This window comes from Nocardiopsis chromatogenes YIM 90109 (assembly GCF_000341185.1).
In the GTDB taxonomy this organism is placed as follows: domain Bacteria; phylum Actinomycetota; class Actinomycetes; order Streptosporangiales; family Streptosporangiaceae; genus Nocardiopsis_A; species Nocardiopsis_A chromatogenes.
In genome coordinates, this window is sequence record NZ_ANBH01000225.1 from 1 (window position 1) to 6,205 (window position 6,205).

7 protein-coding genes and 1 pseudogene are annotated in these 6,205 nt (G+C 76.0%); 3 read left to right on the forward strand and 5 right to left on the reverse strand.

Annotated features, from left to right (window positions below; translation table 11 throughout):
* A partial coding sequence (locus tag D476_RS0121300; RefSeq protein ID WP_026123719.1) for a hypothetical protein occupies positions 1-802 on the forward strand: 802 nt, incomplete at its 5' end.
* 21 nt (positions 803-823) lie between these two features.
* Here the strand turns inward: D476_RS0121300 and D476_RS0121305 are convergent.
* From D476_RS0121305 to D476_RS0121325, 5 genes are all read right to left on the reverse strand, one after another.
* Entirely contained in the window at positions 824-2,143 is a 1,320-nt protein-coding gene (locus D476_RS0121305; protein ID WP_017625951.1) for a serine/threonine-protein kinase, read from the reverse strand.
* Between the two features lie 32 nt (positions 2,144-2,175).
* A complete protein-coding gene (locus D476_RS0121310; protein ID WP_017625952.1) occupies positions 2,176-3,267 on the reverse strand; it encodes an SIS domain-containing protein in 1,092 nt (363 codons plus the stop codon).
* 4 nt (positions 3,268-3,271) lie between these two features.
* Complete coding sequence (locus D476_RS36555) at positions 3,272-3,448, reverse strand: Trm112 family protein (protein ID WP_017625953.1); 177 nt, start codon at positions 3,446-3,448, stop codon at positions 3,272-3,274.
* A 70-nt stretch (positions 3,449-3,518) separates the two neighbouring features.
* Positions 3,519-4,880: a phosphomannomutase/phosphoglucomutase gene (locus tag D476_RS0121320; protein ID WP_017625954.1), complete on the reverse strand. Its 1,362-nt coding sequence runs from the start codon at positions 4,878-4,880 to the stop codon at positions 3,519-3,521.
* A 144-nt stretch (positions 4,881-5,024) separates the two neighbouring features.
* Positions 5,025-5,420, reverse strand: a complete 396-nt coding sequence (locus D476_RS0121325) for a DUF3499 domain-containing protein (RefSeq protein ID WP_026123720.1) — start codon at positions 5,418-5,420, stop codon at positions 5,025-5,027.
* Between the two features lie 126 nt (positions 5,421-5,546).
* On the opposite strand from D476_RS0121325, the gene D476_RS0121330 reads away from it, so the two are divergent.
* Together D476_RS0121330 and D476_RS39260 are read left to right on the forward strand one after the other, a co-directional pair.
* Positions 5,547-5,972: a metallopeptidase family protein gene (locus D476_RS0121330; RefSeq protein ID WP_017625956.1), complete on the forward strand. Its 426-nt coding sequence runs from the start codon at positions 5,547-5,549 to the stop codon at positions 5,970-5,972.
* An 87-nt stretch (positions 5,973-6,059) separates the two neighbouring features.
* A pseudogene (locus tag D476_RS39260) lies at positions 6,060-6,205 on the forward strand (IS481 family transposase); the annotation flags it as partial.

The following is a 6,205-nucleotide window of genomic DNA, read 5'->3' on the forward strand; positions in this document are numbered from 1 at the left end:
GCGGGCGGCCCTGCTCTTCCAGCGCACCGCCGAGGCCCTGGGCCGGCGCCTGGAGGAGACCGGCCCCGGCCCCGGCCCCGCGCCGCACCTGCGCCCGCTCCCATGGGCGCTGGCGTCGCTGTCGCTGATGCGCTCCGACCACCCGCCGCTCGCCGCCGACCGCCGCATCGGCGCGCGGCTCGACGCGGCCCTGGCGCAGACCTCCCCCGAGGCCCGCACCGCGGCGCTGGCCGCGCTCTTCGCCGACCTTCAGACCGCCGCCCTGCGCGCCCGTCTGAGCACACCCCAGCGGGGCCGGCCGGACGCGGACGCGCCGCCGCCGTCGGCGCTGCTGGCGTCGGCCGTGCACCGCAGGCTCCTGGTGCACCTGCGCCGCCGCACCGGGCCGCTCTCCCAGGTGCTGCGCGAACTCGCCCCGGACGCCTCCGCCGAGGTCGAGGCCGCCGACATCGCCGAGGGCCCACGCCGCGACCGGTGCGAGGCCGCGGCCGAGCGCGCGCTGTTCGTCCCCGGCCCCGGCTGCCGGTGGGCCGCCCTGGACCTGCGGGCGGCCGGGACCGCCGTGGAGCTGGTGGTGGCCGTGCACGATGTGGGCGGGCCGCCGACCGGGGCGCTCGCCGTGACGGCGTCGGCGGTGCTGGACACCCCGCAGGGGCCCGAAGAGGTCCTCGACCCGGCGTGCACCGACTGCGTCACCCTCGTCCCGGGGGACACCGCCGGGGACCGGTGGCCGTGCGTGGAGGAGTTCGTCGACGACGCGGTCTCCCGCACGGTCGACCGCCTGGCCCGCACCCTGCCCTGACCCGGCGGCGGGGAGCGGCCCTCAGCCCGCGAGGGCCACCAGGACCAGGATCAGGACCAGGATGATGATCGTGATCAGCACGGCCGGGATCACCCACCCCTGGGACAGCACCGGGTCCTCCTGGGACTGGGGCTGCTGGGGCGGCCCACCGGGGAACGTGCCGGGCCCCATCGTGCTGTTCGGGCCGCCCATGGTGGTGTTGGGGCCCATCGTCTGCGGCCCCATCGGCCCGCCCGGACCCATGTTGGGCGGGGGCGGCGGGCCCATCGGCCCGCCCGGGTGCCCCATGCCCGGGGGCGGGGTGGGCGGCCCCTGCTGCGGCCCCATCGGCGGCATCGGGGTCTGCGGGCCGCTCTGCGGCGGGTACGGGGGCTGCGGGCCGGTGACCGGCCGCCCCGGGCCCGGCCCCTGCGGCGGCATGGGCGTCTGCGGCCCGCTGTTGGACGGCGGCGCCGGCGGCGGGGCGAACACCCCGGTCTCGGCGGCGCGCTCCCCCTCCCGGACGACCTCCTCCGTCGACGCGCCCTCGGCCGAGTCGTGCCCCAGCAGCCGCATCAGCAGCTCCTTGGCGGACGGCCGCCGGGACGGGTCCTTGTCCAGGCAGGCCCGCACGATGGGCAGCATCTCCTCGGGCACCCCGTCCAGCGACGGCGGGGCGCTGACCACCCGGTGCACGACCGCGGGCACGCTGTCGGCGCCGAACGGCGCGCTGCCGGTGGAGGCGAACGCCATCACGCACCCCCACGCGAACACGTCCACCTTGTCGGTGATGCCGCGCCCCTCGATCTGCTCGGGCGCCATGTAGGAGGGGGTGCCGACGATGGAGTTGGTGAGCGTGGCCTGGCCGTCGTCCACCCGCGCGATGCCGAAGTCGATCACCCGCGGCCCGTCCGGCCCGAGCAGCACGTTGCCCGGCTTGAAGTCGCGGTGCACGATCCCGGCCCGGTGGATGGCGACCAGCGCCGTCGCGGTGTTCACCGCCAGCCGCTGCAGCCCGGCCCCGCGCCGCGGCCCGCTCTTGGCCACGGCCTCCTGCAGGGAGGGGCCGTCGACGAACTCGCTCACCACGAACGGCGGGTCGTCGTCCAGGTTGGCCTCGTGGATGGCCGCGGTGCAGAACGAGGCGACCTTCTGGGCGGCGCGCACCTCCTTCTCGAAGCGCGCGCGCAGCTCGTCGTTCTCCGCCCACTGGTCGTTGAGGACCTTGATGGCGACCTCTTCGCCGTCCCGGTCGCGGCCCAGGTAGACCACGCCCTGGCCGCCCTTGCCGAGGCGCCCCTCGACGCTGTAGTCGCCGATCGATGCGGGGTCGTTCGACGACAGCGATTCGGGACCGGGCATGGAGCTCCTCCAGAGGGGGTTCGGTATCGGCGTCAGCCCTGGCTCGGTTCGTCGGCCGCAGTTTCCACCTGATACGCCGCAGCCAAGTACACAGTGGCGTAATCGGTTAGAGCGATCAAACCGGCCAGACGTTCCATCCGATCCCCCGGAGCGGCGGAGACGACGCTCACCCGCGCCCCCGCGGCGTGCGCCGCGTCCCGCAGCGCCGCCAGGTCCCCCTCGGCGTCCGGACCGCCGTCCGGGTCCTCCAGCAGCACCGGGTGCAGCCGGACCCCGGCGTCCTCCACGGGGTCGTCGAAGATCGAGCGCGGCCCCTCGGCTCCCAGCGGCCCCGACAGCGCCACGGCGGCGGTGCCCAGCGCCTCGGGCAGGGAGGCCGCCAGCACGGGGTAGGCGGCCACGGCGGCGGCACGGGCGGCGAAGCACCGCGCGGCGGCCGCCGCCTCGGCGGTGGATCCGCAGACCAGCGGCAGTGTCCCGGCCAGGTCGGCGGCCAGCGTCTTGGCCTCGTTCTCCCAGTTCTCCACGGAGGGGGCGCATGCGGCGGCGACCTCGTCCATGCGCACCGCGGCCGCCTCCACGGCCTCCGCCGACGGCGCGGGGACCCCGGCCGCGGCGGTCAGCGCGAGCGCCGCGCCCACGGGGCCCCACAGGGTGGCGGGGCCGCGCAGCGGCGCGTACACCGCGCGGGACTGTTCGGCCAGCGCCGCCAGCGGCCCGTCCGGCGGCCCGGCGGCCGCCAGGGAGCAGCCCCGGCGCACCGCCTCGGCCACGCACGCCGCCACCGGGTCGGCGGCCGGTCCGGTGCGGCCGGAAACGGCCACCACCAGGTCGGCGGCGCCCACCCACCCGGGCAGCCTGCGGCCGCGCACCACCTGCACCGGCACGGGGCTGCCGGAGCTGAGCGCGGCGGCGGCGACGTCCGCGGCCACCGCCTCGGCGCCCGCCCCCGCCAGCACCAGGGCGCGCGGACGGCCCAGCGCCTCCAGCACGCCCGTGTCGGCCTCCAGGGCGGCCGCGCGCCCGGCGCGCAGGTGCGCCCCGGCCGAGGCCGCGGCGCGCGCCGCGGCGCCTCCGGCGTCGGCGCGCTCCAGCAGGGTCTCGTCGAACTCTCGGGACGCCACGGCCTCAGCCGATCTCGCGGGCCTCGTCGACGAGCAGCACCGGGATGCCGTCGCGGATGGGGTAGGCCAGTCCGCTCTCGTCGCAGACCAGCTCACCGGCGTCGGCGTCCAGCCGCAGCGGCTTCTTGCTCTTGGGGCAGGCCAGGATCTCCAGCAGCCACTCGTCGATCTTCGCGCTCATCGCTTCTCTCGCGCTTCTCTCGGTCGGTCGTTCGTCGTCGCGGCCGCGGGGCGGGGGCCTCGGGCCCGCACTAGGCCCGCACGATGCCCAGCACCTCGTCGCGGAGCCGCTCCATGCCCGCGGTGTCCGGCGCCTCCACATTGAGCCGGAGCAGCGGCTCGGTGTTGGAGGCGCGCAGGTTGAACCAGCTTCCGTCGGCGAAGGCGACGGTGAGCCCGTCCAGCCGGTCCACCTTCGCCCCGTCGCGCCCGGCGAAGGCCCGCTCCACCGCGGCGGTGCGCCCCTCCTGGTCCTCGACCTGGGAGTTGATCTCCCCGGAGGCCGCGTAGCGAGTGTATTGCGCGGTCAGCTCCGACAGCGCCCGCTCGTCGCCGCCGAGCGCCGCCAGCACGTGCATGGCCGCCAGCATCCCGGTGTCGGCCCGCCAGAAGTCGCGGAAGTAGTAGTGGGCGGAGTGCTCGCCGCCGAACACCGCGCCGGTCTGCGCCATGGTCTCCTTGATGAAGGAGTGCCCCACCCGGGTGCGCACGGGCTCGCCGCCGTGCTCGCGGACGATGTCGGGCACGGCCGCCGAGGTGATCAGGTTGTGGATGATCGGCGCCCCGGGCTCCTTCGCCAGCTCGCGCACGGCCACCATGGCGGTGATCGCCGACGGCGGCACGGGCTCGCCGCGCTCGTCGACGACGAAGCACCGGTCGGCGTCGCCGTCGAAGGCCAGGCCCGCGTCGGCGCCGGTGCGGCGCACCGCGTCCTGCAGGTCGACCAGGTTGTCCGGGTCGAGCGGGTTGGCGGGGTGGTTGGGGAAGGTGCCGTCCAGCTCGAAGTAGAGCGGCACGATCTCCAGCGGCAGCGGGTCGAGCAGCCGGTCGCCCAGGACCGCCGGGACGGTGTGCCCGCCCATCCCGTTCCCGGCGTCCACGACGACCTTCAGCGGGCGCACGCCGCCCAGATCGACCAGCGAGCGCAGGTACTCGGCGTACTCGGCGAGCAGGTCGCGCTCGGTGACCTTGCCGGGGGTCCCGGCCGGCTCCAGCCCCTCCTCGGCCAGGCGGCGGATCTCGGCCAGCCCGGTCTCGGAGCTGATGGGGGCGGCCCCGGCCCGGCACAGCTTGATGCCGTTGTACCGGGCCGGGTTGTGGCTGGCGGTGAACATCGCCCCGGGCATGTCCAGGCGCCCGGAGGCGAAGTAGAGCATGTCGGTGGAGCCGAGGCCGGCCATGACCACGTCGGCGCCCTGGCCGGTGGCGCCCTCGGCGAAGGCCGCGGCCAGCCCCGGGGACGAGGGGCGCATGTCGAAGGCGACCACGATCGACGGGGCCCCGCTCACCCGCGCGAACGCCGCACCGATGGCGCGGGCCACCCCCTCGTCGAGGGTGTCGGGCACGATTCCGCGGATGTCGTACGCCTTGAAGATCTGACCGAGGTCACCCACTGCTGCTCCGCTCCGAGTCGTCGTTGCCGCACGGTCACCGCAGGGCGGTCGCCGGGCCCGCCGAGGGCGGGGTTCCAACGTACCGGAAGGGCGGCGCGGCGCCCCGTGCCGTCCGCGCGGGGGCGGCCGGTGCCGGACGGGGTGTCAGCCGTCCCCGGAGGGACGGGCGGGCGGGGTGCGGTCCGGGGTGTCGGACTTGACCACGCGCAGGTGGCCCTTGCGCTGGCCCTCGGCGCCCGATGGGGCGGAGGGCTCGGCGCGGCCCCCGGGGGGCCGGGCGGCCTCGCGCACGGCGTTGGCCAGGGCTTCGAGGTCGTCGCTGCCGGGGCCGCCGGTGCTGTCCGCGGGCAGCCGCACCACCTCCCACCCGCGCGGGGCGGTCAGGCGCTCGGCGTGCATGGCGCACAGGTCGTAGCAGTGCGGCTCGACGTAGGCGGCGAGGGGGCCGAGCACCGCGGTGGAGTCGGCGTAGACATAGGTGAGCGTGAAGACTGCTGGCTGTCTGCACGCGGTTCGCGAGCAGCGTCGGACAACGCTCACGGGAGCCGACCCTAATCCCTTCCTCTCTCCGGCGCCAGTACGGGGACCCTGGTGTGTCCGGCCCCGGCCCGGGGGAGCGGGGCTGCGATCCGGCCCTTGATGGCATACTCTCGAATCGTGCGACGAGTGCGCCTACAGAGGGCTCAGGCCGACCGCTTCCGACGCCGGGACCGCCGGGGCCGCGGAATCCGCGGCCCGCTGGCGCCGCCGGAGGTCCCCATCTCCCGCAGCCGGGCGCAGGTCTTCGACGACCTCGTGCTCGACGCGGTGGAGCGCCTGGAGCGCGTGTGGTCCCGTGAGCTCGCGAACGTGGAGTTCCTGGTCGAGGACGTCCCCCGGGTCCCCCGCGGGGTCACCGCCGAGGACGGCATCCCCTACTCCCGCCTGGAGACCGGGCGCGACGGCCGCGCCCGCATCACCATCTACCGCCGCCCCGTGGAGATCCGCACGCGGGAGCAGGAGGAGATGGCCCTGATGGTCCACGAGACCGTCGTCGAGGAGGTCGCCAACCTGCTCGGCCTGGAACCGGAGACCGTCGACCCGGAGGCCTGAGCGGGCCAGGCGTGGTGTTCCGGGCCGTTGGCAACGCCCGACACGCCTGCAACAGCGGTTGGACGAAGGGCCTTCCGGTTCCGGTGGACCCGCCCCTGGCGGCCGCAGACCGACAGCAGGGTCGAGCGCTTCCGCCAGCCCCTGCACCCTGCTGCAGGAGTGGGCCTGCGCCCGCCCCTACGCATCAGAGGCCCAGCGCCAAGCCGCCTACCCGGCCTTTTCGGACTGGTACG